Source organism: Pseudomonas sp. NPDC087697 (assembly GCF_044743155.1).
Lineage (GTDB): Bacteria > Pseudomonadota > Gammaproteobacteria > Pseudomonadales > Pseudomonadaceae > Aquipseudomonas.
In genome coordinates this window covers 381,509-406,454 of record NZ_JBIUVW010000001.1, presented here as the reverse complement: position 1 = coordinate 406,454, position 24,946 = coordinate 381,509, and the positions used below count along the sequence as shown (strand labels likewise).

The following is a 24,946-nucleotide window of genomic DNA, read 5'->3' as shown; positions in this document are numbered from 1 at the left end:
GGAATGCGGATTTGGGGTGGAGACGGCTCACTCCAGATCGATGAAAACTCGTTCACTATCCGCGTGGTGCTGTCGACCCTGGTCTCATTCACTAACGCGGCGAAGACCAATCAGGACTTCTCGGTACCGGGAGTGGGGCCAGGGAATGGTGTTGCCATTGTCGTGCCGGTGGGCACCTACACAGACCTGCAGCAGCAGTTCGAGACGGAACTGGTCGACAACGTGGTCCGAGTCTACAACCACACCCGTGGCTACGCCGCCAGCACGATTGCATCCGGAACCATGCGCCTGATCGTGATGAGGTTTAGCTGATGACCTATGGACTTCAATTCACCAACAACAGCAACACCGTGGTGCTCGATTCGGAGTACGCCAGGCTGATGGTCATTTCTTCCGGGAGGTTTGCGCCAACGGAAGAGTCAGGCATGGGGTCGACCACCTACTTCGCCAGGCCAGTTACCTCACAAGAACCTCCGCTGGTCTTCGTCCGGCCCGACACGGTCAATGGTGTGGCCGGGCTGTGCATGATGAGGCTGATCGGCTCAGCGGGTAACTGGACGGGGTTCTACGTGCGAGCCTACAGCGCGAGTACCGCTCAGCCGAATGGCCGGTACTTCGTTGCAGCGTTCGGGGCGCAGCCGATTGCGCAGTACGGCATGCGGCTATGGGATGGAGTGGGCAATCTACTGTTCGACTCCGGAACCCCTAACGCCACGTTCACCCGTGCGTTCCAGAATTGGAATTACGTGAAATATGACCTGGATGCTCAAGGGCTGACGCGGATCTATTACACGGTCCCTTTCAACTTCCCGCAGAACGAGTACCTGCTGCTCAATAACTTCGGCATGAAGATGACCTCGGGCAGCGGTATTCCCCGATGGCTTTACTGCTGGTGGGACTTTCCCAACAACACGCTTTACGCAATCACGAGCGCCGCCTCAAACCCAATTGCGTTCTTTCTCCCGGCTGTGTTCGCAAAGATGAACGCCTAGCCTCAACTCTCTGCAAGGATATCGCTTATGCCCTGGTACAAGGCCGGGACGGTTTCTGTCGTCCAAAATTCAAGCACTGTTACAGGTGCGGGAACAGCTTTCGCCGCTAATGGCCGCGTCGGAGATGCTGCACGATTACCAGATGGTGGCTGGTACGAAGTTACCAATATCGCCAGCGATACGACGATGTCGATTGACCCGCCGTACCAAGGCGTCACAAAAACCTCGGGTAGCTATGCGCTGGCGCCCATGCAGGGCTACGTCAAAGATTCCGCCGACGCCCTTCGGGCGCTGATCAATCAATTCGGCGGCGTGCTGGCGGTGCTGGGAAATATACCCACACAGGTTGGGGTTCGGGATGCACTTGGTCTGGCCAGTACGGACGGCCTTTCAGAGGGGGCGGCAAACCTCTATTTCTCTGCATCCCGTGCTGTTGCTTCGGCGCTGACCGGGCTCGTCACCACAACAAACTCGGCTGTAGTCGCCGCCGATTCGATTTTAGTTGCCGCCGGCAAGCTCCAGGCGCAGATAAGCGCTAGAGCCGCGAAGGGGGAGAACGGCGATATCACTTCCCTGTCAGGGCTCACCACCGCGCTGACCCTCGCTCAAGGTGGTACTGGGCGAACCGACGGCCTGGCTTGGGGCAAGCTCAAGGGGGCGCTGACTGATCAGACGGATTTGGTCTCTGCATTGGCGACAAAGATCACGGGGAGCAAACAGGGCCTGATCACAGCTTCAGTAGTGTTCGTGGGTTCTGGCCCGACGATCATCAACAACTTCAATGTGGCGTCCATCACCAAAGTCACAACCGGCATATACGACATCAACTTCGCGACCCCTATGGATAACACTGCGTTTTCCGTAGTCGGCATGGCGTGTGATGACTCTGCGGTTCAGGCGATCGTTTATGAGAACGGGTCCAACGGCTCAACTCGAACCTTGAACAAGGTCAGGATTGTCACGGGCGTGCCGAGTGGTAGTACCAGGGACTTCTCCATGATCAACGTGATAATCGTCGGAGGTAAAAACTGATGCTGATCATCAAGACGGCTGAAGGCTTCAAGCAGGTCGTGGCCCCCGATATCGACATTCATGAGTACGCCGCGGCAAACGGCGGAACGGTCATGGATGACTCCGATTTTGTCGAGCTGCCGAAGACCGACGAGCAGGTCAAAGCGGATATTGCTGCTCAGACGGCAAGTCTTCGTGCGATCGCTGATTATGCGATCAGGCCATTGCAGGACGCGGTGGACATCGATGATGCAGCGGAGGCTGAGGTCGCGCTATTGAAAGCTTGGAAGAAATACAGAGTCGCGCTGAACAGATTGCCCGAGCAATCGGGCTACCCCGTAACGATCGAATGGCCAGCCACGCCGGTATGACCTGAGCCGTAAAGCAGCCCGCCATGAGCGGGTATTTTTTTGTCTGGAGAAAAGTGATGCCCGTAACCGATAAAGACCGCGACATCCTTGCCCGCACCCTGTGGGGCGAAGCTCGCGGCGAAGGCTTGGCCGGCCAGATTGCCGTCGCCTGGACGATCCGTAACCGCGTGAATGACGGCAAGGCCAACTCCTGGTGGGGTGAGGGTTACGCTGGCGTGTGCCTGAAGGCCTGGCAGTTCAGCTGTTGGAACAAGAACGACCCGAACTTCGCCTACCTGAGCGGTGCTAAGCCAATCCCGGCCGGGCAGTTCGTCCAGGCGCAAAAAGCCGCTGACCAGGTGATCGCCGGTACCGCGCCAGATCCCACCGGCGGGGCTACGCACTACTACGCCACCACCATGCCGAAGGCTCCGGCTTGGGCGGCGAAGGCGAAGCAGACGCTGAAGCTCGGGCACCACGTCTTCTTCAGAGATGTGCCGTGACTGCCGTGCCGGGGCGCCTGATTGGCGTCGCAGTGTTGCTGGCCGTTGTAGGTGGCGGCGCGGCGGCGCTGGCTTGGCAGCTACAGGACTGGCGTTACGGCCAGCAACTGGCAGAGCAGGCGCAGATTCAGGGCGAGACGCTGAACGAGCTGACCCTGGCCGCCGCCGCTCAGCAGCGCGCCGAACAAGACAAACGCCTCGCGCTCGAGCAGCGCCTGGCGACCAGCGACCAAACCCACTACGAGGCTTTGACCAATGCTCAAAAAGACCAGGCTCGCCTGCGCGATCGCCTTGCTACTTCCGATTTACGGCTGTCAGTCCTCATCGACGCAACGGATTCAGCCGGTGGTTGCGCAATGCCAGCCGCTACCGAAGCCGGCAGCGTGGTTCATGGAGGAACACGCGCCAGACTTGACCCAGCGCATGCTCAACGAATTATCGGCATCACCGACGATGGTGACCGGGGATTGATAGCTCTGGCTGCATGCCAGGCGTTTGTCAGAGAAGTGAATCGCTGAAGCATTGCAGAGCATATTTTTGTCCTTGAAAGGATGGCAGACTGCACGGCGGCCGGGGAGGGCCGCCAATATGAAAGCTCTTTGTGTAGCCGTATCAATGCTGGCGCTTGCCGGTTGCGCCAATCATCCGCTTGATTGCGCGATTGGCATCATTGCCTGGGATGACTGCCTTCCTGGTACAAAAGGGTATGAGGTTCGCCAGCAAAGTTTAAAAAACCTGTCGGCCGCCAGGGCGGAGAAGAGCACTACAGATGACGCTGTTTGCCAATCGTACGGCGCTAAGCCGGGGAGTGATGCCTACGTGAATTGCAGGGTTCAGCGGGACAAATAACATTTCAGATCGGCTTTATCAGACTCTGGCCTTGGTTGTGCACATTGCCCACGCTCGGACTTACCCTGAACCACTCGAACGACTCGGACGGCTCTCCCTGTTGAATCATCATATGTTCGGCGCGCTCCTTGGGCGTTGCCGGGTCCAGCCATTCCCGAGCCAACTCTGGCGCGAGCACCACCGGGCGCCGGTCGTGGATGTCCACCATGCCGCCGGCCGAATCGGCAGTGATGATCACGAAACCGTCATACTCGCTCGGCTCGTGATCGCCGGTCGTAAACTGGCCGATTGAGGCGCAGAAGGCAGGGGCACCATCTCGGCGCCGGATAAGGTAGGGCTGTTTATTGGGGCCACCTTCATCGACCCACTCATACCACCCGTCGATTGGCGTAATGGCGCGGTGTGGCCAGATCGCCCGGTAGAATGGGCTATGCGCTACCTTTTCGACCCTGCCGTTCGGTTTCGCTGGCTGGTCGGTTGCCCAATGCGGTCGCCAGCACCACCTGACCAGATCGGCGCGCAGCGTGTCGCTTTCCTGGCGAAAGAGGGCGACCCTTGTTGTAGGTGCGACGTTGTACTGCTCGAGCGGCTGGTCGCCGACGGTGTTGACCAGAGCATTGGGCATGCTCAGCGCCGCCACGAAGTCGTGGATACCACGGTACTGGGAAAGTCTTCCGCACATTGGCAAAGTCCTCCAGTGGAGATTTCAGCATAGCTGAGTGCGGGGCTGCTCATCTCCGTACAAAACCGATACCGGCGGCGGAAGCGTGGATCATGGCGGAGCGCGCCCATGACTTGCCCCGCGCATGCTCAACGAATTATCGGCATCACCGACGACGGCGACCGGGGACTGATTGCGCTGGCGGCGTGCCAGGCGTATGTGAGGGAGGTATCACACTGAGGCTGAATGACCGCAATCGACCCAAACCAGTCATTCGTGGCAGGCAGAAAACAGCCAGGAGCGGACACTCTGTCGTTTGCGCATGTGCAGAGAAAATTAGCGGGAATTGCCGGCGACCCAGTTAGGTCGCCACTTTATCCAATGACCGAGCATTACTTACTGCTTGATCTCAGCACTTTACTTCCAACGCATCAAACCCTTTTATGCGGTAGAGCATCACCGAAATGACCCAACTGGCGATAAAAATACCGATGATCATGTAGCCAAGCATGCCAAAGTTGTCGTTGAGTTTACCTACCACATCCCATACTGGGCCCTGCATGGCCAGCTTGTTCGCGATCAGACCTAGCGCCTCAATGCTTCCGATCAACACGGCGACCACAACCGATACCAGGGTGATCGTCATGTTGTAGTAGATCTTGCGAATCGGCTTCATATAGGCCCAGCCGTATGCTCCCAACATCAGATGACCGTCCAGCGTGTCGACCAGCGACATGCCTGCGCTGAAAAGAACCGGAAAAACCATGATTGCCCATGGCGACAATCCTTGGGAAGCCTGGCTGGCGGAGATTCCTAACAGCGCGATTTCAGTGGAAGTATCGAACCCCAATCCGAACAGGAAGCCCAAGGGGAACATGTGCCAGCTTCGGGTGATCAAGCGAAACAATGGCCGGAAAATCCTCGCAAGAAAACCACGATCCGCCAGCAGCAGGTCAAAGTCGTCCTCGACATAGGTACCACCCTGCCTGACGTGGCGCCATGCCTTGTAAATCGACCTCAAAATAATCAGGTTCATCAGCGCGATGAGGAATAGGAACAAGGCGGAAACTGAGGTGCTGATAACGCCCCCCATCTCCCTATAGCTCTCAAAGTTGGCTTTCATCGCTGAGGTGGCAAGGGCGACACCAATGGACGCGAGCACAACAACAGCGGAGTGACCGAGGGAGAAGAAAAACCCCACGGTGACTGGACGTTTTTTTTCCTGCATCAGCTTGCGAGTGACGTTGTCGATAGCTGCAATATGGTCAGCATCTACCGCATGCCTGAGCCCAAAGCCGTAGGCAAGTAGAGCCGTGCCAAGGAGAACGGGGTGATCGTGAAAGGCCACCAGCGCCCAGACCCAAGCAAGAACGTTAATACCGATCAATACCCCATAGATGCCAAAAATCTTGGCTCGTACCTGGCTATTGGAGTCGCTGAAAATCTGAGCGAGACGAAGAATCATCGAACATTACCTTTAGGGAACACGCGCCCCATTTGGATTGAGAAGAGCACAAAACGAGGTCTGACTCCTGGACTCATTCGGCTTAAAGCCTGCGATCCAGATACAGTGGCGCGACCGTGCCGGAATTACACCGGCTTCTCGTTATGCAACATATTGAAACATCTGCCTGGGCAGTCTACGCAGGCGCAGATGATGTTTGTAAAATAATGCCTAATTGCTCGATCTGACGACCCTGTGGTCTAGAACTTGAGTTACCCATCGGCTAATGCGCTGTCAGTAATGGAGTCACAAGCTGATCCAGCAACGGCAGATCGATTTTTGGGTCGCCCACGCTGCCATCCTTGCGCACCACACCTTGCCGGTCGATGACGTAGGTCATCGGCATGCGCCAGATTCGGCCAAACCCCTGGAAGTCGGCATCACGCTGGAACGCCGCAGGATAGCTGTAATGGGCCATGACTTTGTGCACCATAGCGTCGTCTTCCGGCTCATCCATGCTGATCGCAATGATCTTTAGTCCTTCGCCTTTGTGCTGCTGATAATAGGTTTCCATGGCCGGCATTTCTTCACGACACGGCTCGCACCAGGAGGCCCAGAAATTCACGATCACCACCTGGCCAGCCTGTTTCTGCAAATCAAACGTTTCGCCATTCAACGTTTTTGCCGTCAGGTTCGGAGCGTGCTCGCCTACATCAATCGCCCATGCGGGCAGACCAACCAGGCTGCAACAGAGTGCGAACAATGGCAGTAGTCTTTTTGCGGACATCAGGTTTCCCTCGGTTTCATTGGCTCAGCACAGTAGGCTGAGTCGGTCTCCGATAGTCGAAATACGGTGACGAGGCGTCGGTGAGTGTCACCGACGCCCCACATCATCACTCAGTGATCTTGAATGTGTAGCTGCCTTCGCTCTTGTGGGTGTCGACTGAAACGGCATGCCACTCGACTTTGTACGATCCTGGCTTCAAGGGTTGTTCTGGGGTAACGATCAACAGTTTTTTGTCGTTCGGAGCCGTGTCGATACCTTTGATGGCAACCGGCTGCCCGTCGTCAGTGACAGTTACTTTCGTGAACTTTGCTTCGACGCCTTCGGAGAAATTCAAATGCAGCTCTTTGGGGGCTGTAACGCTGCTGTCGGCGGCAGGCATTTCGTTTTTCAGGTGAGCATGCGCAAAGGCATTGCTGATCGATGCGAGAGAGGCGATCAGGGCGACAGCAGTTAAGGCTTTCTTGGTGAAATGAGCAGACATCTTCAAGTACCTCGATAGTGGGATAGGTGGTGTATCAACTCGGCATTTTCGAGCCCGGAAGGGCTGTATGCGCCGTGTCTCGAATCACAAACTCAGGGTAGTACCGGGGAGGGCGTGCTCACCCGTCACCCGGTGACTGTCGGCGAACTAGAACGCGTAACGCGCCCCCATGGTTGCGGTATAGCGCGGAGCAAGCTGCACGCCGTTGACGTTTTGATACACCGGCACCTGCACGAAACTGTAGAGCGAGACCTTTTTACCAAGCGGCACCGTCACACCTGGGCTGAGGTAGGCCAGCGTTCCGCCGGTACTGATGGTGTCGGCATTGGCACCGTCATCGTGCTCGACGTGCCGTACGTTCAGTTGAATTTGCGGCATGACGTAGGCGTTGCCCATGTAACGCAGACCCACGTTCAGATTGACGCCATCGCCGGGGCGATAGTGATCGCTGGAGTTCAGCGCCTTCTGCACCATGGCCTGGCCGAAGTAGTCCCAGTTCTTGTTGAGCGTATCCATGTAATAGACACCCAGGATGCCGTCGGTGGTGCCGGTGCCAGGTTGCAGACCACGATCAATAGCCACAGGATCAGGAGAGGTCGGGTCGCTCGACGCAGCGGTGTCGTCATGGGCGCCGGTGGGCAGCTTCAAGCCGAACATCACGCCAAGATTATGTTGCGGTGTGAATCCCTGGTAACGGCCGATGATCTTGACGTCGCCCAGGCTGGAGGTCTTGGAGTCGTACTGGCCGCCGCCATCGCCCGGCGTGGTGCCGTCCGATGCGGTGCCCAGCGTGCTGTGGCTGCGAAAGATATAAGGCACTTGCAGATCCACACCCCAGCTCGGATTGAAGCTGTAATCCAGACCCAGTGTCAGGTAGTTGTTACGCGTGTATTTCTCCACTTCCTGGGCGTTGCCGTTGTTGGAGACTTGGCTCGCGGCGCTTGGGGAAATGGTGCTGGTACCGCTGCGCAACTGGTTCTGATTCAGGTAGTCGTAGCGCAGATCCAGTTTCAGCCCGGACGAACTGCTGATGCCGAGGTTGTCCCAATCGGAGCTGAGGGTGCAGCCGCAACTGGCACAAGCCAACGCAAGGTGTGGAAATAAAGCGGTGACAGACAAAACCGCGAACGGCAATACGGTACGCCGGGTACGGCGGCGTGATGGCATGACCATGGAGATGGCATTCCTTGATTAAGTTGCAACGGATAGGGGCAAGCATCCCGAGCAGGCTGGGGATGGTTGGTCATCGCAAAAGAAATCAGGAAAAGGTAGGTGGGCCGCGCGGCTCTGAGATCAGCCAGACTGCATTCAGGTACGGTTTATAGGTCGCTTGCGCAAGGACTACGTCTGTGCGACCGGATAGCTGCCACTGAACGATGCTGGGCGGTAAACCGATGTCTACCGCATGCACGACGCACAACAGGCAATGGCATTCGTGATACTGATCCGGCGCGGGGTTACGGCTGTCGGGGGCGTGCCCGGTCATGCCGGCCATGTCGCAGTGTTCGCCCATCTCCATCGACTGCCCATGTGCAGCAGGCAGCCAAAGCATCACGCTCGGCAGCAACGCTGCAAGCATGGCCAAGCACATGGCAAGCTGACGCAATGAGTGGGGAGCCCGAGACATGGACACGAAAGTGACGTCGCTAATTGTTATTAGGCCGAAATGGCAAAATCGAAATACGGGTACTGCCTTGTGAGCACTTCAATCCAGGTGCCCGGCTCGCTAACGCTTGCAGTGATCCTGCGACGTTCGTCCTTCGTCGGAGCCAAGGGTGACAAACAATGGTAACAAGCACAACGCATCAATAATGCGTGCGACATTCCGCCGCAACACATGACGAAGGCTCTGATGCTCTTGCCTCACCAATGCGCTTGGCAAGGTATGCCGTCGGTGCCTATGACCGCTCTTGGCCGATAGCCGTCTTTCACGAAATCACTGCTTATTTTTGCCATAGAGGACCACGCGACGAGCTGTAGCCGGCATCACTCGGGCGTCATCAGCACCGCAAGCGTCATTTTGATGAACTCCTCGTTCTTGTCGATGGTGTCCAAGGCACCGCGCACGTTGTCGGCGACGTCGGCTGAGCCGCGCGCTTCGACCCAGTTGGAAAGCTCCAAGATGGCAGCCTCTAGGGCGAGCTGGTTTTCGTTGATCTTGAAAAGCAGGGAAGGGAGCAGGTCTGAATTTGGCATCGCGATTCCTCCGTGAAGAGTGCAGCGTACCAGCCGGAAATCTTGAAGCGATAGAGGGGGAAGGCATTTGGTCGGCAGGACGCCGGGGAGGGGTGTTATGCAGATTCGGCATGGTGTGAAAATTGCCCGCCGGGACCAACTCTGGAACCAGCGGGTGCATTTCTGTGCGTTACTGGTGATTACTCATGCTGACTTCGCCCAGTAAACACTGATCATAAGCAATCACCAGAATGCATTTCATGCTGCATCGTGATGTTAGCTGTGGAAATCAATTACCTTACCTATCAATGGGTTAGAGCTGGTCGTTTTTGCCTGATACCGATTTGATACCAATCTGGAGCTTTTCCAGCTCCGCCCAGTCTGAGCTTGAGTTGAGCCAACGCGCATACGTCGTCAGCAACATTTGGACGCTGTGGCCAAGTTGCTGAGCGATGAAGGCGGGGTTCATGTTGGACATTAAGCACATTGTCGCATAAGTATGACGACAGTTGTATGGCGGTCTGTGTCGCAGCCCCAGGGCTTTCAGCGTCGGCTTCCACTGCTTGTGCAGCTCAGAGGTCTGTCTCACATACTCACTGTTCTTTGATGGCGGAAAGATGAAAGGGGTTTCCAGAATCCTGCCGGCTCCTTTTTCCGACGTTCTGCATACTTTTTGGCGAACGCCAGGGCGTGCAATGCGCACTCATTGAGCCGCACGAACCTGTCACCGCCGGTTTTTGTACGCTCTACCACTTCCCCCAAGGCAATCGCGCGGCAAATGTGGGCGTGCCTTCGGTTCGATCAAAATGGTTTCTTCAGGCATGACGAATCCTTTGCTGCAATAGCGGTTGACGTTGAAGGGGGTGAGAGTGGCGTTACTTGAAGGGAGAGGCAGAGATTTTTGAGTAAGTGTCGCTATCAGTTGTGGCGAGAAGGCAGCTGCCATCCTTGAATTTTGCGTAGAAGGTTATTTCCCTTTCTTTATCGCATAGCAACCACCCTGCAACCAGCCCAACCGGCCCTAAAAGCAATGCTCCAGCCAGACTCCATCGAATAGCGCTTCCTTTCCTGTTTACGACTTTTTCGGTTGCTGTTTCCAGGGTTTCCAGTTTTGCAACGGGCATCTTTAATTCGAGAGAAGGATTTAATGCGGACTTTAGAATGAGCAGTCCAGATTGAAATTCGGCATCACCTGCCAGATAGTCACCGGATATCACCGTTATTTTTGACATGTATTTTTCTTCTTCTGATCTGGTCTGGTTCGCTGACTACTGGGCTCCAAAGGCCTGTGCCAGTCAATCGACTTACGACAAAAGGTGAGGCCGACGGTCACTCCATCGATGCCAGGTCGAGGGCATTCACAACCATCTGACCGGGGCTGGAGTTGTTGGGGTTTCTGTGGGCATGAGGAATGCCTCGTTGAGGTAGCGTGACGGTTGGAAATGGTCTATTAATTGACAACCTGCACCAAGCTGGAGGCTAGCATGGACTCAGCCATCGAAAGGCCATATCCCGTGGATTACGTTCATCCGAACGGTAGGAAAGCAACGATCGACTTCATTTGGGGCGAGCCAGATAGTTCGACACCACGGGTCATTATCGTCTGGCTCAATGAATGCGGACGCTACATGAGGGTTGGCGAGGAGTCAGGCACCTGGAAGACGTTCGGCGATGCTCGGCGGTGCGGTATTGAGTTGGCAGCTAGATTACTTGGCCGTGGAAACTGACAAGAGTGCTTGGGAGTGGCTCATGTGGTGTTTGAACTGCTCGGAAGATGCGCGATGTATTGAATCCGGAATGGATGGCGTTGAACTAATTTGTCCTGAGTGCGGGCATTTCGGCGTATCTGGCATCGTATTGAGGGAGAGGAACGAGCGAAAATTTGATGTTGAGCAAACTAAGCTCTGGCTTCATCGCGAACGCGAGATCAACCCTGACCGGTGTCCCGTTATCAATAGCTCGAACGTTATCTGGGCGTCAGAGCCCTGACCATCCCCGCTTACTGAGATGAGATAAGGCTGATTCTTTATTCCGTCCTCAACCACCCATTCAAACCAGTTGTCGATGGGAGTGATGTCGCGGTGCGGTCTTTGGCCCAGTGCGGCCGCCATCCCCGGCGCTGCCACGAAGTCGTAGAACTCGCTGATCAGCCGGTCCTTCGCCGCCAATTGCCAATTGCTCTTGGTAACGCTGGACGGCGTTTCGGTTTCAACGCTTTCAGCGACTTCGAATTGATGGTCAGGGCAGAGGTTGGAGACTGGTTTTGATGGTAGTGACCACACGGTTACGGCCTTGGTGTTTAGCGTGATACAGACGTTGATCGGCTACGCGCAGAATTGCCTCGATGGTGTCGCCGTCGCGGCTGGATTGCGATATGCCGATGCTCACTGTGACCGCGGTTATCCGCTGTAGGCCGCTATTAAAAGAAGTATTTGCGACGGTGGTTCGCAGACGCTCAGCGATTACGCCCGCGCCTTCAAGTGAAGTCTGAGGTAGCAGTATCATGAATTCTTCCCCGCCCACTCGGGCTACGCCGTCATACGGCCGGATTGAATCAAGGCATTTCTGCACGAACCCCTTCAGGATGTCATCGCCAACCTGATGCCCGAAGCGATCATTGATGGACTTGAAATCGTCCAGATCAAGTGCCAGCACGGAGAACGGCGCACCACCGCGCTTGGTCCGGCCAATTTCGGCTTCGACTCGCTCCATGAATCGACGCCGATTATCAGCGCCTGTCAGTGGATCGGTCGCTGCAAGGTGCCCGAGTTCCTGATTGGTGCGCTGTAGCTCCTGCAGGGCGCTCTCGGTGTACGCCATAGCCTCGGCAAGACGCACCATCAGTTCCTCTTGGCTGTAAATAGTCGAGAACGATCGCGTGGTGAGGAACGCTTGCACTACCCCATAGCTCAACAGGAAGAATCCAGCGGCGAAAATCGCATGAGCCAGCCACCACATGTGGTTCCACGGACGTGCAAGGATGAATGCAAGAGATGACAACGCAAACGTGGTGGTCGAGATGATAAAAATCACCATCAGCGGCGAACGGATACGGCGCATCAGGAGCATTGCCACATTCAATGTGGAAAAAACGAGGGCACCACCTTCCATCGAGAGGCGCACCGCAGGAGTGCCGGCGATCGGCGAATTTGCGATGTACGCAACTGCCAGGTCAACCAGCAGGAACAGTCCTATCCAGGTCAGCCACGGGCGGGGCTTCATTCGTTGGTCCGCGGCATCGGGTGGGCGGTGGTACGACAGCATTCCGACTAACAGCAGAATCGCCATGACCAGTCGAGAGGCCGGTCCATAAAGCAGAAAGAGCCAGATATTGTGGTGTGCGAGCCCAGTGAACGCACCATGCAATGCGTAGATCAGTACAAAACCGAGAAAGCCAAGCGTCATCCATCGCAGCAGCGGTTCTCCCGATGACTGATAGCAGCGCCACGTCACGTAAGTAACAAACAAGCCTTCCAGGGTGGCTGCCGTGATCGCAATTATATGGAATGCGTGGTCCTCGAATATAAGGGTGGGGTCCTGAAAGAAGAATAGGTAGCCAATCAGATAGGCCGGAATAAACGCAAATCCTGCGAGCAGCAAGCTGGCATAAACCTTGATGATGAGGCGGACGGCTTCAGGTGGCTCGCCGGTGGCGATGAAATTACTCATGGCTCCCTCCAATGTTGAATCTATTTGGCCAACACTGACCGGTATTGGCTCCGAAGTCACATACGTGCTGCGTCAGATTTAGATAATCAGAGCGAAAATAAACCGGATTCTTGTCTTCCATGGCTTTGGCTCCTGTGGAGATTTATAGCCTAGTCGAGCAATGGCTGAGCTGCAGAGGAAGCAGTCTGAGTTTTGCATCGCAATGCCTTAGTAGAGGTCGCGGCGCAGCAGCAGGAAATCTTGAGGCAATAGAGGGGGGCTTTTGGTCAGCAGGACGCCAGGAGAGGGGTTATGCGTATTCGGCATGAGATCTTTAATACCCGCTGGGACCATATGTGTGACGGCAGTTGTACGGCGTGCTCGGTCTGGTAGAGCAAAGCAATGATTCTGCGTAAGCCCATCGTGAAGCTCAGATCGAGCCGGATCAGCGCCAAATGAGGCATCCAGTGCAGATTCAGCGCCCCTTGTAATTACCTCGCGTACCTTCCTCGTCTACCTCCCGTCCAGCCAAAGCTGAGCGTACTCCCCCGAAAGACACGAATCCCGCCGCAGATGCTGCCGAGCCAGGAAACAGCTCAGCACATTTGAGCGTTTAGAATCAGGTTCTGCACGGCCTCGCGCATCCCCTCGATACCGATGATCAAGTTAATACAGCGGCGGCTTTGAATACTGCTGTAGTGCCAGCCAGTCCTGAAGTAGTGCACTTCCATCGGTCCGGCACACCGGCACCTGTAGCAATGTTTTCAATGACATGCCCTTGAGTGTAATAAAACCCGTCAGTAGGCACGGCAGAAGCGGAGTGAGCAGATACAGACTGAAGCAAGAATTCTGAACCGACCACGTAAGGCTGTATGCGCAGAAAGGTGGCTATACCACCAGCGGGGATAGTAATGTCCCGACCCGCACCCGTAATTATGTTGCTGCCAGAAGCATTCTTGATAGTGACAGGGCCGGTAGTTGCTCGCAGTACTAAAGTTTGCCCCGGTAACACGTTGCTGGATATATGGGACAATCGTACAGTGCGATCAGCATTAGGGGCTATTGTCCCGAAATTATGTGAGCCCATATCAATCTTGCCACTAGCGTCCATAGCAGGCGATTTTTGTGGCAAGGTAGGTAGTAGGGTGGGTCCGGTAGCATCATTACGAAGGTAGCCCCACCAGTTGATACCATTGCATTCGTTGGCCCCGGAACACGTATCGGAAACTAGGTGGTCATAAGACCCTTCTACGACGTTACCCTGGGCCCAATCAATCTGGCCTTGAGAGCCTAGCGTCACAATATAACCTGTTCCGGGCGCACCGCCTGCCGTGGTGCCAATGCCGGCATTGGCAAAATGGTTATTAGACAGACTAATATTACCGTCACCTACCATAGTCACTGCTTGTGCCAAGGTCTCATACCAGCAACCATCAGATGTAATATTACGCGCAGAACCATTGACCCAAAGACCCTTCTGCGACCCCTGAAACGAGAAACCATCACTGAAAGTGATATTGTGGCCGGCTCGAGTGGCATTACCTACACCAGAAACATCCGACGTGCTCTCGCCATTGATACCTTGATACGCAGTTGTTGAAGGATCAGGGTCAACAGCCACTTTGACCGAGTACAGCGCGCGCTTGACAACAGCGGAGCTAATGCTTTTGCCGAGGCCGCCGCGTACTGAGATCTGGCCATGTTGCCCAGTAAACAGCCAAGGCTCACCCCCATCCTGTACCTCAACTTGAACACCAGAAAAGTCAATCCACTGGTGTGGTCTCTTAGAGTTGGCTTGGGTATAACCGCCACGAGACCAGATGCCTTTTTTGAAGTTCCAAAAACACACATCGACCAGATTTGAGTTCCAGAAACCGCCCTCTACATAATTAGCATCGTACTGTGCATGGCAGTAGAAACCCCATTGATTTGGGTTGACTGCAGCTGTCCCGTACACATAAGAGGGCGATCCGCAAAATGTAACGCCACTGATGTGCGCACCCTGTACTACCCCGGGGGCCAGTTCCAGCATGCCATATGGCTTGCCATTGGCAGGATCAAAAGGCAGGGCGGTGATAAAAGTATTACGAGAGCCCATGCCTTGAAGCGGTGTGCCACTGTAGTGAATGATTCGGGTAACCGGATATATTCCGGCAGTAAAACTTACGCCATAGCCTCCATAGGCAACTTGTGTCATAGACCGCGCTTTAGCCTGCGCACCTGCAATAGCCGGAGACCAGTCCCATGTCGTAGGATCGGACGGGTTAGGCTTATTGGTAATCAGATTGGTGAACTCCCAAACACTGATCCAGGTAGTGTCTAATGAGGCAGCGACAGTGGCGATACTAACGGACGCCATGGGTGCCCGAGTCCAACTAACTAAAGCAGCATCTTCGGTAGTCACATTGGCCACTTGCGCGGTTCCGACCTCCGTCACAAGATTTTTATTGGCGGCGGATAGTGTGTCTGTCGCCTGAGTTAAAGTATCGTGAGACATATAAACTCCAAATTGTTAAATGCAGAAATATAATGAGGCGGTACAGTTTGTACGAGCACCCAACTTCATGTTCCGTTCAAATGGTGCAAGGGCGCGAAGGAGAATTCGTCGTCGAAGCTGTCGAAGTCAGGGCCCGGTGCGCCTTGCTGGTTCTGCTGTGAGCGCGGTGCTTGTTGTTTAGAGTGTGATTGCTGCTGGGAAGCCTGCAGCATCGACATGGCTCGGGTCGTCAAGCATCCCAGAGGGAATTTCAGCAAGGGCAACAACGATCCCCGGCTGGAGATCGTTTGACGGGTTGGCGTTAGCGCTTCAAGGCTGCTTGATCAGATATTGGGCCAGTGCATCGAAGGCTGGCAGCGTGACCGGATCGTTGGCTGCGTTACCCGCCACCGGATGCGAAGCGTAGCGCACGATCACCATTTCTGCCTTCGGGTCGACGTAGATACTTTGCCCGTGAACCCCACGGGCCATGAATGCACCATCCGGGTTGTGGCTGATCCACCACATGTTGCGATAGCTCCAGCCTTGCAACAATCCATAGCCAGCTTTGGCAAAGGCAGCTTTGTCGCCGCCGTGGCGGATGTCATCGATCACCGCTTTGGGCAGGATTTGCTGGCCATTGAATTGGCCGTCGTTGCGCAACATCTCGCCAAAGCGAGCCAGGTCGCGCAGACCGCTGTTCAGGCCGCCGCCAGCAAACGGCGTACCAATCGAGTCCACGGTGAAATAAGCGTCCTGCTCAGCACCCAGGCGATTCCAGATACGTTCCGAGAGAAATTGCGCAACGTTTTGACCGGTTACCCGGGCGATCACCCAGCCCAGTACATCGGTGTTGATGGTCTTGTAGGCGAATGCGGTACCGTGTTGGCCTTGCAGCTGCACAGTCTGCAAAAACTCATAGTAGCTGCGCGGCCCCTGGTAATCCTTTGGCTTGGGCAGCGGGCTGCCTGCGTTGGCATGAGCCCAGACTTCGGCGTTCGGGTCGGCATAGTCTTCGCTGTATTTGAGGCCCGTGGTCATGTCCAGTACCTGGCGCACGGTGGCCTCGCCAAAGGCTGAGCTGGTCAGCTCGGGCACATAATCAGCGACGCGTTTGTCAGGATCGATACGACCTTCTGCCACCAAGGTCGCGCCCAGAGTGCCGATTACCGACTTGGTGACGGACATTGCGGCGTGCTGGCCGTCGGGCTTCAACACACCGAAATAGTGCTCGTAGACTACGTTGCCGCGATGCAGGACAACAATCCCGTCCGTATAGGTGGCCGCCAGCGATTGCTCCCAGGTCAGCGACTGTTTTGAGTCGAGGGTTTTGAACTCCAGCGCATCAATGTGTTTATCCAGCGCCTCTGGCAGCGCCGTGACTGACCCGAGCCCTCGCGAAACGTTGATCGTGGGCATCAATTGGCGGAAGTTCGAGACGCTCCAACGCAGGGCCGGAAACTTGAAGTAGCTGCCATCTTCGAACCGAATGATGCGATTGGCCGGCGGTGGCGAGCCGACCATCCAGCCCAGTTTCGCGGGGTCGCTGGCGGTGGCGTCGGGAATCTCGGCCGCGCAGGTCGTCGAGGCCGCCAGGATGGCAAGCAAGGCCGTGGCGCTTTTATGGATGTGACTGGAAAGTGCGGCTAAGATCATCAAGTATTCATCCATGAATAGGGGGCGCCCGGCAGGCAGGCATCGGCAGCTACCCATGTTGCCCTGTGTTTGTTGAGCTGAACAGGCGTTTTTCTGGCACAACTCTCCCCACAGATTTTCACAAATGTAAGTTAACCCTTGGTTACAAAGTGTGACTAGAATACGAACCAGTGGCCAAGAGCTAGCTTTTTGCTCAAACTCCCATGCTTTGCCGATTCACTTGATGGTTAAATCTCGAACGCTGCGTTCATATCAGCCTTGTGGCGCGCGGCATATACTCTTCTGAACTGTGACGAATTCCCGTGAAGCTGATCATTGTCTCCCTCTACGTTTTATCCATTGCGTATGTGCACCTGCGTGGCCGTATCCGGCACAAGCTGAGTCGCCAGTTGAGTGATCATTCGACCTTTCTGGCACCGATCAACTGCTTCCTCTACCTGTTTTCGAAAATCCCCAACAAGCCTTATCTGGATCCGGCCGACTTCCCGGACCTGAGCCCGTTACAGGCCAATTGGCAGGAAATCCGCGCCGAAGGCCAGAACCTGCTGAGGGCAGGGGAGATCAAGCGCTCGGATCAATACGACGATGTGGGCTTCAACTCGTTCTTCAAAACCGGCTGGAAGCGCTTTTATCTGAAGTGGTATGGCGACAGCCATCCGTCGGCCACCAAGCTCTGCCCGCGTACCACAGAGCTGGTGCAAAGCATCGGTTCAATCAAGGCGGCGATGTTCGCCGAATTGCCACCGGGTTCAAAGCTGGTCCGTCATCGCGACCCGTATGCCGGTTCGTACCGTTACCACCTGGGCCTGGAAACGCCTAACGATGAGGGTTGCTACATCGACGTCGACGGCGAGCGTTACCACTGGCGTGACGGCGAGGCGGTGATGTTCGACGAGACTTACATTCACTACGCCGAGAACACCACCCAGCAGAACCGCATCATCCTGTTCTGCGATATCGAGCGCCCGATGAAGTACCGCTGGGCTACAGCATTCAATCGCTGGTTCAGCCGCAACGTGATGTCCGCTGCAGGCGCGCCAAACGATGCAGGCGATAAAACCGGTGGTTTGAACCGGTTTTTCGGCAAGATCTACAAAGTCCGTCTGCGTGGTAAAGAACTGAAAAAGCGTAACCGGACGCGCTACTACCTGGAGAAGTGGGCGATTTTCGGCGGTTTGCTGGCCATTATTGTTTTGATCTGAGCGCGACCAACGCGTCAGCAGTCTTTGCTGGCGCTGCGTTGAGGTTTTCCGGCCGGTCTGTGGTGTGGTCAATCGGTGTTACATCTGCGCTGGAGTATTCTCTTCACAGGGGAGAGCGCTGCGCGTAGCGTGTTATCGAAGACTTTATCTGCATGTATGGGAGGAATTCCACCATGAACAGGTTTGTGCTCGGGACCACCGCACTGGCGTTGAGTGGCTTGCTTGGCACGCTGGCCCAGGCCGGAGCAGACATTGGCATGCTGGCTGCAGTGGTGGGGCATCCAGTCGTTCTCGCCCAGAATCTCCCTGACAACAGCGATAACCCCTACAACAACCCGATTCGCCGGGCCAACCCCAACAGTATGCAGGGCACCCAGCCCAGCGTGCCGGTCATTCGCGGGCCGAACACCGTGCCGGTTCCCCGTCCACCGACTCTCGAAAACGGCGGGATAGGCAATGGCTATCCACGCAGCGGCACCGCGCCGGGTTCGGTCAAACCGTATGTCCCGCCTAGCCGGCCACCCCGAGATTCGGACACTATCGGTTATTGAGTGGCATTGACCGTATTGCGGGCGCTACCGGGTGGCGTTTCGTTTGCCAGCGATGGTGGCGCAATATTCAACCCTAAACATGGGGTGACCCCTCTCGGCCATACACCACCACCGCCGCCCGCAGCTTGCCGCGTCCAAAACTGCACATTTTGTCGAACTGGCCATGGCTGACCGGCAGGTGCTGGCAGTCCATCGGCTGACGGTGCTGGCTGTGGTCGATGTCCGGGTCGTGCAGGTAGACGAACTCTTCGTCGCAATCGGTGATGATCACCCAGTGCGGTGCCTTGGAGCGGGTCAGGCGGTAGCTGCTGATCAACACCAGCGGCTGGCCACCCTCCGCCAGCAAACGAGGCAGATCGAGCAAGCCGCCGGGCACCTGCTCGACATCACTGTGCCTTAGCTGCGCTTCGAACTCATCGTGTACCAGGCGAATGAGGTCTTTTTTATGCTCATCGCGTACACCATCGAGAAACAATGCCCCAGCCATGCTCACCTGTAACCGCACGCGAAAACCCCGCCGCCAGGCTGCCAGCGCCAAACCCTGCGGACTGCAACCGCCATGGCCAGAGGTCATGAACACGGTGGTCGCCTCACGCCAGAGTTGTACTTCTTCGCGACGCTCCATGACGCGAGCCGGTTGCAACGCACTCATGGCCATCAACAGGCACGCCGGACCACAGGTGAAATCGGTAGTTTGCGCGTAGTAGGGCACGCTGATGCTGTGGCCATCGCGGTGTTCGAGGATGCGCTTTTCCAGGCGCAAGGCATCCGCGTGATCCTCGTAGTAGTCGTGAATCAGTGCAAAACGCCGGTAGCCGTTACGCTCGTACAACGCAATAGCCGCCGGGTTGTCGGTGCGCACCTCCAGCCGCAGATAGGCGCAATCGTGCTCCAGCGCACAGGCCTCGATTCGCTCCAGCAACTGTTTGCCCAGGCCGGTGCCGCGAGCCTGAACCGCGATGGCAATCGAATACAGCCGTGCCAGCGAGGTGCCACGGTGAAACAGCACCAGGGCGTATCCGAGCAATTGATCCGCGCGCTCGGCGACGATCAACTGCCCGTGGGCGCGGTTGATCATCCATTGAAAATTACGGCTGTTAAGCCGGTCGGTGGTGAAACATTGCTGTTCAAGTTTAAGGAGTGCTGCCAGGTCATCCAGTACTGCAAGGCGAAAGACAAGATTCATATGGCCGCCGTAAAAGTTGCGTAACGAAACGGGACTTTCGAAAAAGTTCGTGCTTAATAAGAAGTGTCATGTTCTCCAACGGATCAATCACTATGTCAGCGCTACAAGGTCATTGGCGTGAAGTATCGGAGCAAAGATTGCCGACAGCAATAACACAAGCCACTTATTTATCAGAGGCTTCGAGAACTTCCAGCCAGCTGATTATTATTGTCGAGCGCAAGGAAGACTGGGCGTCCTATTTCCCCAGTGAAGACATCGTCAGTGCCCAGGAATACCTCGAGCAAACCCGAGGCAGCGAGCAGGGCAAGCGGGTTCAGGTGATCAACCTGTGCCGCAGCTACAAGTACCTGGGGCATGGTTATTACTGCTCACTGCTGGCCGAAGCCCGTGGACACAAGGTAATTCCCTCGGTGCGAACCATCAGTGAACTGACCCGAAAGTCGCTTTACGGGCTGGCTTTGGATGATCTGGATAAAGCCTTGGACAAGGCGCTGAATCATCATCTTTACAGCGACACTGAAGGGTTTACCCTGACGCTGTATTTCGGAAAAACCAATATCGAGCCGTTGCAGGATTTAGCGCGTCAATTGTTTGAAGTGTTTCCCTGTCCGATATTGCTGGTGGAGTTTCGTCGAAGTAACGGCTGGCACATCGAAGGGGTGAAGTCTGGGGCGTTACATAAGTTGCGAGAAGATCAGGAAGATCACTTCGCCAACTCCCTGGACAGTTTCAGTCGCAAGATCTGGCGCATGCCGCGTTCACGACGCCTGGCCCGTTATGACCTGGCGATCCTCCACGATCCGCAGGAAGCGCTGCCGCCATCCAACGCCAAGGCTTTGGATAATTTCGTTCGGGTGGGCAAGGGTCTGGGCATCGACGTCGAGCTGATCGAGCGCAAGGACTACGCCCGTATCGCCGAATACGACGGGTTACTGATCCGCGAGACCACCAGCGTCGACAACCATACCTACCGTTTTGCGAAAAAAGCCGAAAGCGAAGGGCTGGTGGTGATGGACGACCCGACGTCGATCCTGCGCTGCACCAACAAGGTCTACCTGACTGACTTACTCAACAGCCATCAACTGGGCATGCCGGCCACGGAAATTCTCTACAAGGAGCGACCGGAAGATTTCGAGCGGGTGGGCGAGCGCCTGGGCTTTCCACTGGTACTGAAAATTCCCGACGGTTGTTTCTCTCGCGGGGTGATCAAGGTCGAAAGTCAGCAAGCCTTGCTCGAAGCCACTGCCGAGCTGTTCGAGCATTCGGTATTACTGCTAGCTCAAGAGTTCTTCTACACCGAGTACGACTGGCGCATTGGCGTGCTCAACCGTAAACCGATCTTTGCCTGCCAGTACTTTATGTCCAAGGGCCATTGGCAGATTTACAACCACAAGGCCAAGGGCCAGGACATCAACGGTGAGTGCCGTACCCTGGCGGTTCATGAGGCGCCCAAGGCCGTAGTGGACCTTGCAGTGAAAACCGCCAACCTCATCGGCGATGGCCTGTACGGTGTCGATCTCAAGCAGTCCGGCGACAAAGTGGTGGTGATCGAGGTCAACGATAACCCGAACATCGACGCCGGTATCGAAGACGCCTATTTGCAGGATGATCTGTATTCACTGGTACTTGAAGAGTTCGTCCGCAGGCTTGAACTCAAGCGTCGCGGGCAGGCTTGGTAAACAGGCTTTCAAGCCGACAACATCCTTAAGCTGAACTACGCTCCCCTGCATAAGTGCGGTGGCATCCGCACATGGTTTTCAAGCAATCAACAGGAATGCCGAATGAACAGGGAACAGGCGATTGCCGCGGTCGTCTACCGCGGCGATAGCATTGAAAACACCCATATCGCTCATGTCGCGGTCGTCGATGCCAAGGGCCGCTTGCTCAGCGGCTTTGGTGATTCATTGCGCATGACGTTGGCCCGGTCCGCCGCCAAGCCTGCACAAGCGTTGGCGGTCATGGAAACCGGTGCACTTGAACAGTTCGGTCTGAACGATGCTGACCTTGCCTTGATGTGCGGCTCCCATAGCAGCGAAGAACGGCATATCCGGCGAGCGCTGAGCATGCTGGCCAAGGCCGGCGTCAGCGAAGGAGACATGCGCTGTGGCGGTCATCCGCCCATCTCGGACGAGGTCTATCGGGCCTGGCTCAAAAGTGACTTTGTACCCGGCCCGGTGTGCAGCAATTGCTCAGGCAAGCACGCTGGAATGTTGGCGGCCGCCAAAGCGTTGGGTTCAACGCTGGAGGGTTATCACCTTCCAGCTCATCCGCTTCAGCAGTGGGTGATGCAGACGGTGGCGCAGGTATGCGAGGTTTCAGGTAACGCCATTCAGTGGGCTACCGATGGCTGCAACCTGCCGACACCGGCCTTCGCGCTGGACCGGCTGGCTTTGCTCTTTGCCAAAATTGCCGCTGCTGCCGATATCGACGAGAGTGCCCGGTCACCGCGTGAGGCTGGGCTGGCGAGAATTTACCGGGCCATGACCGCGTACCCTGAACTGGTCGCCGGGGAGGGCCGTTTCTGCACAACGATGATGAAGGCCTTCGACGGCCAACTGGTGGGCAAGGTCGGCGCCGACGCCAGCTATGCGATTGGCGTACGCGGTATGGATGGCCAGCAGGCGCGGGGTATCGCGGTAAAAGTCGAGGACGGTAACCAGGCTGTCCTCTATGCGGTGGTCTGCGAGGTATTGGCGCAGCTGAACATCGGTACTGCCGAGCAACGTGCACAGCTCAGTGCCTGGCATCACCCGCCAATGCTCAACACGATGCAGGTGCAGACCGGGCATATGGCGCTGACGTTTTCACTGGAACCCCGTTAGTGATCAACTATCGCACTCGACAGAGCATTGGCCATTGACTTGCCTTTCACGCCCGGCTAATTTCGAGCCATGACTTCCACCGTATCGCGCCGCCAGCCAAGCATTATTACCGCCATTCCTTATTTGGCGGGCTAGCTGACGACTGCACCCAACCCGCCCTAGAGGCGGGTTTTCATTTTCTGTCTCCAGGGCTCCGAACAAAGCCAGGAGACGTTGATGGATACCAGCACCGCCACCGCCAAGCAGGCCCTGCTTGAGCACTACGTGAAAAAAATCCTCGCCGCACCGGTTTATGAACTGGCGGTACGCACACCGTTGCAAGTCGCACCGGCGCTGTCCGAGGTGTTGGGCAATCAGATCCTGCTCAAGCGCGAAGATCTGCAACCGACCTTTTCCTTCAAGATTCGCGGTGCCTACAACAAATTGGCTCAACTGAGCGACGCGCAAAAGGCTCGCGGCGTGATCACCGCATCCGCCGGCAATCACGCCCAAGGTGTTGCGCTGGCGGCGCGGGAGTTGGGGATCGAGGCGAGCATCGTCATGCCCACATCAACGCCGGAGCTGAAAGTCATCGGCGTGCGCAGTCGTGGCGCGGATGCGGTGTTGCATGGCGAGAGTTTTCCGTTCGCCCTGGAGTACGCGCTGAGCCTGGCCCGGCAAACCGGTCGTACCTTCGTTTCGCCCTTCGACGACCCGGACGTAATCGCCGGGCAGGGTACGGTGGCTATGGAAATCCTGCGTCAGCACCAAGGTCCATTGGACGCGATCTTCGTCCCGGTGGGCGGTGGTGGTTTGATCGCCGGCATCGCCGCGTACGTCAAATACCTGCGACCGGAGATCCGTATCGTCGGCGTCGAGTCGGAACATTCCGCGTGTCTGCAAGCGGCAATGCTGGCGGGAGAACGAGTGGTGCTGCCGAATGTGGGGGCCTTCGCTGATGGCGTAGCGGTTGCGCAGATCGGCGCTTATGGCTTTGAGATCTGTCGCCATCACGTCGACGAAGTGCTGACCGTCAGCAACGACGAGCTCTGCGCGGCGATCAAGAACATCTACGACGACACCCGCTCAATCACCGAGCCATCCGGCGCGCTGGCTGTTGCCGGGATCAAGAAGTACGTGGCGCAAACCGGTGTTCGGGGTCAGACCCTGGTGGCGATCGATTCTGGTGCCAATATCAATTTCGATAGCTTGCGACATGTGGCAGAACGCGCGGCATTGAGCGGCGCCCTGGTGTAAGTCGCTGAAAGGGGCTCAGGCGAGCAGCGGACGCAGAAACGTCCGCTCGTAACTGAGGATGAACTTCTTCTCCACCACCTGCGCCACAAGCGCGGTGCTTTCGGTGTCGGTCAAGGCCACATGCCGATAGCTTTCGTAGTCCGCCAGCGAAGGAAAACTGAACAGGCAGTAAGCGATATTGCTTGCGCCTTCAGACGGTAGAAAGTACCCGTGGTGCGTGCCGCCCAGGCGTTCGACAATACCGAGCCAGGCCTTGGCGTAGGCTTCAAAGTCGGCGAGCTGGTAAGGGTCGATCACGTATTTGACGTGGCAAGTAATCATTGTGTGCGCTCCGATTATTCTTGACGGGCTTTCTCGACCTTGTCCGACGCTGACCAGATCCGGTAGCGCACTTCGACGTCCTTTGGCGCATAGACCACAATCGGCAGCTTGCTGTTGTAGCGCAGCAGGAAGCCATCGCCGACGACCGGCACGAAGTCTTGTTTGCTCTTGCCATCCGGGCACGCCATCAAGGTGCTCATCGGGCCGGTGACTTTCTCCAGCCGATAGAACGGATAACCCCAGCCTTCAAGGTTTTTCTCCTCTAGCACACCACCCAAACGCTGGTGATTGCAGTCTACGGTCAGGGTTTTACCAGCGAGGACCTCGACCTGATAGTTGTCTTCCCGGGTTTGCGGTGCCAGGGGAATCACCTGGCGGGTAAAGCCGTTTTCAGCCTTGGGGTAGGGGGCAACGTCTTCGAGTTTCGCAGCACAGGCGAGGGTGGACAGACCGGACAGCAGCACCGCCGCCGCGGTGAGGGTAGTTGAGCGCATGACGCCTCCTTGCTCTGGGTTGAGTCAGTGAACGCAAGCATTCTTACTGTGCTGACCGCTCAATGCAAACTACGACGGCGAAGCTGGAAAATGGCGGGGTC

General features: G+C 56.3%; 27 protein-coding genes, 3 pseudogenes and 1 riboswitch. Of the genes and pseudogenes, 13 read left to right on the top strand and 17 right to left on the bottom strand.

Annotated features, from left to right (window positions below):
* Nucleotides 1-3: 3 nt before the first annotated feature.
* From ACIPIN_RS01775 to ACIPIN_RS01745, 7 genes are all read left to right on the top strand, one after another.
* A complete protein-coding gene (locus ACIPIN_RS01775; protein WP_401114712.1) occupies nucleotides 4-312 on the top strand; it encodes a hypothetical protein in 309 nt (102 codons plus the stop codon).
* On the top strand, nucleotides 312-992 hold the full coding sequence (locus tag ACIPIN_RS01770; protein ID WP_401114408.1) for a hypothetical protein: 681 nt from the start codon (nucleotides 312-314) through the stop codon (nucleotides 990-992). Before ACIPIN_RS01775 ends, ACIPIN_RS01770 begins: the two co-directional genes overlap by 1 nt.
* Nucleotides 993-1,019: 27 nt before the next feature.
* Nucleotides 1,020-2,024 (top strand): phage tail protein, encoded by a 1,005-nt coding sequence (locus ACIPIN_RS01765; RefSeq protein ID WP_401114405.1) that lies wholly within the window; start codon nucleotides 1,020-1,022, stop codon nucleotides 2,022-2,024.
* Nucleotides 2,024-2,374 (top strand): tail fiber assembly protein, encoded by a 351-nt coding sequence (locus tag ACIPIN_RS01760; RefSeq protein WP_401114402.1) that lies wholly within the window; start codon nucleotides 2,024-2,026, stop codon nucleotides 2,372-2,374. The genes ACIPIN_RS01765 and ACIPIN_RS01760 overlap by 1 nt, the downstream gene beginning before the upstream one ends.
* A 56-nt stretch (nucleotides 2,375-2,430) precedes the next feature.
* Nucleotides 2,431-2,856 carry a cell wall hydrolase gene (locus tag ACIPIN_RS01755; protein WP_401114399.1) on the top strand — a complete coding sequence of 142 codons (426 nt, stop codon included), beginning with the start codon at nucleotides 2,431-2,433 and terminating at the stop codon, nucleotides 2,854-2,856.
* Entirely contained in the window at nucleotides 2,853-3,374 is a 522-nt protein-coding gene (locus tag ACIPIN_RS01750; RefSeq protein WP_401114397.1) for a lysis protein, read from the top strand. Before ACIPIN_RS01755 ends, ACIPIN_RS01750 begins: the two co-directional genes overlap by 4 nt.
* A gap of 70 nt (nucleotides 3,375-3,444) precedes the next feature.
* Complete coding sequence (locus ACIPIN_RS01745) at nucleotides 3,445-3,705, top strand: hypothetical protein (RefSeq protein WP_401114395.1); 261 nt, start codon at nucleotides 3,445-3,447, stop codon at nucleotides 3,703-3,705.
* A gap of 4 nt (nucleotides 3,706-3,709) precedes the next feature.
* Here the strand turns inward: ACIPIN_RS01745 and ACIPIN_RS01740 are convergent, their stop codons facing one another.
* The gene (locus ACIPIN_RS01740; RefSeq protein ID WP_401114392.1) at nucleotides 3,710-4,387 is read right to left on the bottom strand and encodes an SOS response-associated peptidase family protein; all 678 of its coding nucleotides are present in this window, start codon (nucleotides 4,385-4,387) and stop codon (nucleotides 3,710-3,712) included.
* A 117-nt stretch (nucleotides 4,388-4,504) separates the two neighbouring features.
* On the opposite strand from ACIPIN_RS01740, the pseudogene ACIPIN_RS01735 reads away from it, so the two are divergent.
* Nucleotides 4,505-4,606, top strand: a pseudogene (locus ACIPIN_RS01735) (lysis protein); the annotation flags it as partial.
* 169 nt (nucleotides 4,607-4,775) lie between these two features.
* Here the strand turns inward: ACIPIN_RS01735 and ACIPIN_RS01730 are convergent.
* The 13 genes and pseudogenes from ACIPIN_RS01730 to ACIPIN_RS01670 form a co-directional block, all read right to left on the bottom strand.
* Complete coding sequence (locus tag ACIPIN_RS01730; RefSeq protein WP_401114390.1) at nucleotides 4,776-5,831, bottom strand: HoxN/HupN/NixA family nickel/cobalt transporter; 1,056 nt, start codon at nucleotides 5,829-5,831, stop codon at nucleotides 4,776-4,778.
* Nucleotides 5,832-5,867: 36 nt separating this feature from the next.
* Nucleotides 5,868-6,010, bottom strand: a riboswitch (cobalamin riboswitch).
* 83 nt (nucleotides 6,011-6,093) lie between these two features.
* Nucleotides 6,094-6,597: a TlpA disulfide reductase family protein gene (locus ACIPIN_RS01725; protein ID WP_401114387.1), complete on the bottom strand. Its 504-nt coding sequence runs from the start codon at nucleotides 6,595-6,597 to the stop codon at nucleotides 6,094-6,096.
* Between the two features lie 106 nt (nucleotides 6,598-6,703).
* Nucleotides 6,704-7,078, bottom strand: coding sequence for a copper homeostasis periplasmic binding protein CopC (gene copC / locus ACIPIN_RS01720; protein ID WP_401114385.1), 375 nt, complete (start codon nucleotides 7,076-7,078; stop codon nucleotides 6,704-6,706).
* 147 nt (nucleotides 7,079-7,225) lie between these two features.
* Nucleotides 7,226-8,251: a TonB-dependent receptor gene (locus tag ACIPIN_RS01715; RefSeq protein WP_401114382.1), complete on the bottom strand. Its 1,026-nt coding sequence runs from the start codon at nucleotides 8,249-8,251 to the stop codon at nucleotides 7,226-7,228.
* Between the two features lie 85 nt (nucleotides 8,252-8,336).
* Nucleotides 8,337-8,669: a DUF2946 domain-containing protein gene (locus ACIPIN_RS01710; RefSeq protein WP_401114709.1), complete on the bottom strand. Its 333-nt coding sequence runs from the start codon at nucleotides 8,667-8,669 to the stop codon at nucleotides 8,337-8,339.
* 395 nt (nucleotides 8,670-9,064) lie between these two features.
* The gene (locus tag ACIPIN_RS01705) at nucleotides 9,065-9,274 is read right to left on the bottom strand and encodes a hypothetical protein (protein ID WP_401114380.1); all 210 of its coding nucleotides are present in this window, start codon (nucleotides 9,272-9,274) and stop codon (nucleotides 9,065-9,067) included.
* Nucleotides 9,275-9,566: 292 nt separating this feature from the next.
* Nucleotides 9,567-10,048, bottom strand: a pseudogene (locus ACIPIN_RS01700) (tyrosine-type recombinase/integrase); the annotation flags it as partial.
* A gap of 80 nt (nucleotides 10,049-10,128) precedes the next feature.
* Nucleotides 10,129-10,485 carry a hypothetical protein gene (locus tag ACIPIN_RS01695; RefSeq protein ID WP_401114377.1) on the bottom strand — a complete coding sequence of 119 codons (357 nt, stop codon included), beginning with the start codon at nucleotides 10,483-10,485 and terminating at the stop codon, nucleotides 10,129-10,131.
* Between the two features lie 774 nt (nucleotides 10,486-11,259).
* Nucleotides 11,260-11,372, bottom strand: a pseudogene (locus tag ACIPIN_RS01690) (DUF159 family protein); the annotation flags it as partial.
* 119 nt (nucleotides 11,373-11,491) lie between these two features.
* Nucleotides 11,492-12,922, bottom strand: a complete 1,431-nt coding sequence (locus tag ACIPIN_RS01685) for a GGDEF domain-containing protein (RefSeq protein ID WP_401114374.1) — start codon at nucleotides 12,920-12,922, stop codon at nucleotides 11,492-11,494.
* Between the two features lie 640 nt (nucleotides 12,923-13,562).
* On the bottom strand, nucleotides 13,563-15,398 hold the full coding sequence (locus ACIPIN_RS01680) for a hypothetical protein (protein WP_401114371.1): 1,836 nt from the start codon (nucleotides 15,396-15,398) through the stop codon (nucleotides 13,563-13,565).
* Nucleotides 15,399-15,463: 65 nt separating this feature from the next.
* On the bottom strand, nucleotides 15,464-15,616 hold the full coding sequence (locus tag ACIPIN_RS01675) for a hypothetical protein (RefSeq protein ID WP_401114368.1): 153 nt from the start codon (nucleotides 15,614-15,616) through the stop codon (nucleotides 15,464-15,466).
* Nucleotides 15,617-15,707: 91 nt separating this feature from the next.
* A complete protein-coding gene (locus tag ACIPIN_RS01670; protein ID WP_401114366.1) occupies nucleotides 15,708-17,033 on the bottom strand; it encodes a serine hydrolase domain-containing protein in 1,326 nt (441 codons plus the stop codon).
* 302 nt (nucleotides 17,034-17,335) lie between these two features.
* On the opposite strand from ACIPIN_RS01670, the gene lpxO reads away from it, so the two are divergent.
* Both lpxO and ACIPIN_RS01660 read left to right on the top strand, forming a co-directional pair.
* The gene (gene lpxO, locus ACIPIN_RS01665; RefSeq protein ID WP_262114174.1) at nucleotides 17,336-18,235 is read left to right on the top strand and encodes a lipid A hydroxylase LpxO; all 900 of its coding nucleotides are present in this window, start codon (nucleotides 17,336-17,338) and stop codon (nucleotides 18,233-18,235) included.
* Between the two features lie 173 nt (nucleotides 18,236-18,408).
* Nucleotides 18,409-18,786, top strand: coding sequence for a hypothetical protein (locus ACIPIN_RS01660; RefSeq protein WP_401114362.1), 378 nt, complete (start codon nucleotides 18,409-18,411; stop codon nucleotides 18,784-18,786).
* A gap of 73 nt (nucleotides 18,787-18,859) precedes the next feature.
* On the opposite strand, the gene ACIPIN_RS01655 is transcribed toward ACIPIN_RS01660, so the two are convergent.
* Entirely contained in the window at nucleotides 18,860-19,972 is a 1,113-nt protein-coding gene (locus ACIPIN_RS01655; RefSeq protein WP_401114360.1) for a GNAT family N-acetyltransferase/peptidase C39 family protein, read from the bottom strand.
* 92 nt (nucleotides 19,973-20,064) lie between these two features.
* On the opposite strand from ACIPIN_RS01655, the gene ACIPIN_RS01650 reads away from it, so the two are divergent.
* The 3 genes from ACIPIN_RS01650 (at nucleotide 20,065) to ilvA (ending at nucleotide 24,030) form a co-directional block, all read left to right on the top strand.
* On the top strand, nucleotides 20,065-21,651 hold the full coding sequence (locus ACIPIN_RS01650) for a RimK family protein (RefSeq protein WP_401114358.1): 1,587 nt from the start codon (nucleotides 20,065-20,067) through the stop codon (nucleotides 21,649-21,651).
* Between the two features lie 102 nt (nucleotides 21,652-21,753).
* Nucleotides 21,754-22,794, top strand: a complete 1,041-nt coding sequence (locus tag ACIPIN_RS01645; protein ID WP_401114356.1) for an asparaginase — start codon at nucleotides 21,754-21,756, stop codon at nucleotides 22,792-22,794.
* Between the two features lie 216 nt (nucleotides 22,795-23,010).
* Nucleotides 23,011-24,030, top strand: coding sequence for a threonine ammonia-lyase, biosynthetic (gene ilvA, locus ACIPIN_RS01640; RefSeq protein WP_401114354.1), 1,020 nt, complete (start codon nucleotides 23,011-23,013; stop codon nucleotides 24,028-24,030).
* A 15-nt stretch (nucleotides 24,031-24,045) separates the two neighbouring features.
* Here the strand turns inward: ilvA and ACIPIN_RS01635 are convergent, their stop codons facing one another.
* Nucleotides 24,046-24,351, bottom strand: a complete 306-nt coding sequence (locus tag ACIPIN_RS01635) for an NIPSNAP family protein (RefSeq protein ID WP_401114351.1) — start codon at nucleotides 24,349-24,351, stop codon at nucleotides 24,046-24,048.
* Between the two features lie 14 nt (nucleotides 24,352-24,365).
* A complete protein-coding gene (gene eco / locus ACIPIN_RS01630; RefSeq protein ID WP_401114349.1) occupies nucleotides 24,366-24,845 on the bottom strand; it encodes a serine protease inhibitor ecotin in 480 nt (159 codons plus the stop codon).
* Between the last annotated feature and the right edge of the window lie 101 nt (nucleotides 24,846-24,946).

Bases quoted from the DNA above. Each gene is read 5' to 3' on its own strand.
- ACIPIN_RS01775 (WP_401114712.1), top strand. From the start codon at position 4: ATGCGGATTTGGGGTGGAGACGGCTCACTCCAGATCGATGAAAACTCG.
- ACIPIN_RS01770 (WP_401114408.1), top strand. From the start codon at position 312: ATGACCTATGGACTTCAATTCACCAACAACAGCAACACCGTGGTGCTC.
- ACIPIN_RS01765 (WP_401114405.1), top strand. From the start codon at position 1,020: ATGCCCTGGTACAAGGCCGGGACGGTTTCTGTCGTCCAAAATTCAAGC.
- ACIPIN_RS01760 (WP_401114402.1), top strand. From the start codon at position 2,024: ATGCTGATCATCAAGACGGCTGAAGGCTTCAAGCAGGTCGTGGCCCCC.
- ACIPIN_RS01755 (WP_401114399.1), top strand. From the start codon at position 2,431: ATGCCCGTAACCGATAAAGACCGCGACATCCTTGCCCGCACCCTGTGG.
- ACIPIN_RS01745 (WP_401114395.1), top strand. From the start codon at position 3,445: ATGAAAGCTCTTTGTGTAGCCGTATCAATGCTGGCGCTTGCCGGTTGC.
- ACIPIN_RS01740 (WP_401114392.1), bottom strand. From the start codon at position 4,387: ATGTGCGGAAGACTTTCCCAGTACCGTGGTATCCACGACTTCGTGGCG.
- ACIPIN_RS01730 (WP_401114390.1), bottom strand. From the start codon at position 5,831: ATGATTCTTCGTCTCGCTCAGATTTTCAGCGACTCCAATAGCCAGGTA.
- ACIPIN_RS01725 (WP_401114387.1), bottom strand. From the start codon at position 6,597: ATGTCCGCAAAAAGACTACTGCCATTGTTCGCACTCTGTTGCAGCCTG.
- copC (WP_401114385.1), bottom strand. From the start codon at position 7,078: ATGTCTGCTCATTTCACCAAGAAAGCCTTAACTGCTGTCGCCCTGATC.
- ACIPIN_RS01715 (WP_401114382.1), bottom strand. From the start codon at position 8,251: ATGGTCATGCCATCACGCCGCCGTACCCGGCGTACCGTATTGCCGTTC.
- ACIPIN_RS01710 (WP_401114709.1), bottom strand. From the start codon at position 8,669: ATGTGCTTGGCCATGCTTGCAGCGTTGCTGCCGAGCGTGATGCTTTGG.
- ACIPIN_RS01705 (WP_401114380.1), bottom strand. From the start codon at position 9,274: ATGCCAAATTCAGACCTGCTCCCTTCCCTGCTTTTCAAGATCAACGAA.
- ACIPIN_RS01695 (WP_401114377.1), bottom strand. From the start codon at position 10,485: ATGTCAAAAATAACGGTGATATCCGGTGACTATCTGGCAGGTGATGCC.
- ACIPIN_RS01685 (WP_401114374.1), bottom strand. From the start codon at position 12,922: ATGAGTAATTTCATCGCCACCGGCGAGCCACCTGAAGCCGTCCGCCTC.
- ACIPIN_RS01680 (WP_401114371.1), bottom strand. From the start codon at position 15,398: ATGTCTCACGATACTTTAACTCAGGCGACAGACACACTATCCGCCGCC.
- ACIPIN_RS01675 (WP_401114368.1), bottom strand. From the start codon at position 15,616: ATGTCGATGCTGCAGGCTTCCCAGCAGCAATCACACTCTAAACAACAA.
- ACIPIN_RS01670 (WP_401114366.1), bottom strand. From the start codon at position 17,033: ATGATCTTAGCCGCACTTTCCAGTCACATCCATAAAAGCGCCACGGCC.
- ACIPIN_RS01660 (WP_401114362.1), top strand. From the start codon at position 18,409: ATGAACAGGTTTGTGCTCGGGACCACCGCACTGGCGTTGAGTGGCTTG.
- ACIPIN_RS01655 (WP_401114360.1), bottom strand. From the start codon at position 19,972: ATGAATCTTGTCTTTCGCCTTGCAGTACTGGATGACCTGGCAGCACTC.
- ACIPIN_RS01650 (WP_401114358.1), top strand. From the start codon at position 20,065: ATGTCAGCGCTACAAGGTCATTGGCGTGAAGTATCGGAGCAAAGATTG.
- ACIPIN_RS01645 (WP_401114356.1), top strand. From the start codon at position 21,754: ATGAACAGGGAACAGGCGATTGCCGCGGTCGTCTACCGCGGCGATAGC.
- ilvA (WP_401114354.1), top strand. From the start codon at position 23,011: ATGGATACCAGCACCGCCACCGCCAAGCAGGCCCTGCTTGAGCACTAC.
- ACIPIN_RS01635 (WP_401114351.1), bottom strand. From the start codon at position 24,351: ATGATTACTTGCCACGTCAAATACGTGATCGACCCTTACCAGCTCGCC.
- eco (WP_401114349.1), bottom strand. From the start codon at position 24,845: ATGCGCTCAACTACCCTCACCGCGGCGGCGGTGCTGCTGTCCGGTCTG.